The sequence below is a fragment of the Oleiphilus sp. HI0067 genome (genome assembly GCF_001635735.1).
In genome coordinates this window covers 1-666 of the sequence record NZ_LWFI01000487.1, presented here as the reverse complement: position 1 = coordinate 666, position 666 = coordinate 1, and the positions used below count along the sequence as shown (strand labels likewise).

The 666-nt window shown below is 44.6% G+C and carries 1 protein-coding gene and 1 pseudogene; both read left to right on the top strand.

Going from position 1 to position 666, the window contains the following annotated elements:
* Positions 1–408, top strand: a 408-nt coding sequence (locus A3739_RS29450; RefSeq protein WP_197472094.1) for a hypothetical protein, incomplete at its 5' end; no start/stop codon positions are given.
* A 63-nt stretch (positions 409–471) separates the two neighbouring features.
* Positions 472–666, top strand: a pseudogene (locus A3739_RS30730) (rhomboid family intramembrane serine protease); the annotation flags it as partial.

Here is a 666-nt window from a genome sequence, read left to right as displayed (position 1 = left end):
GACCTTAAGAATGTGGCTGAAACGGCAACCGAAAGGGAATTGGCTGAGCTTGCCTTGCAGCGAGAGATAGAGTCTCAAGCGATGCAGGTCGAACCAGTAGATAACGTATCTTCTGATCAGTTCTCTGAGGAGATGAATAAGCTAATTTCGGCACTTGAGGGCAATCAGCCTAATGTTGAAGTGGTTAACCAGCCGGTTCCAGGGATTGATCGTATCTTATCGGCTTTGGCCGATACGATCGAACACAGTTTGACGCCGGTTGTTAAGAGCATGGATAAGAAATTAGATATTGATCTTCGAACGCATTATAAGCTCCGAGATGTGTCTAAGCAGTTGAGGAATCTAGAAAGAGCCTCCGGGATTAATCCTACTGTAATCGACTCAGATTCGACAGATTTAGAAGGCTAGTCCGGTCATATGCTGCGAAGCCTTTGGACAGGGGGCAAGATCATAGTTGGTCTGGTGCTGATTATGATCCTTGTTCATGTGATCAATGTAGTGCTTGATGGTCAGCTGAATCAGTATGGAATTATTCCTCGATCTGTGGCGCATTGGTTCCATATTTTTACCTCACCATTTATTCATGGCGATTTGGGTCATCTCATCAATAACCTGTTTGGCCTAGCTATATTCAGTGCTCTATGCCTATTTAGGTCAACTTCCCTT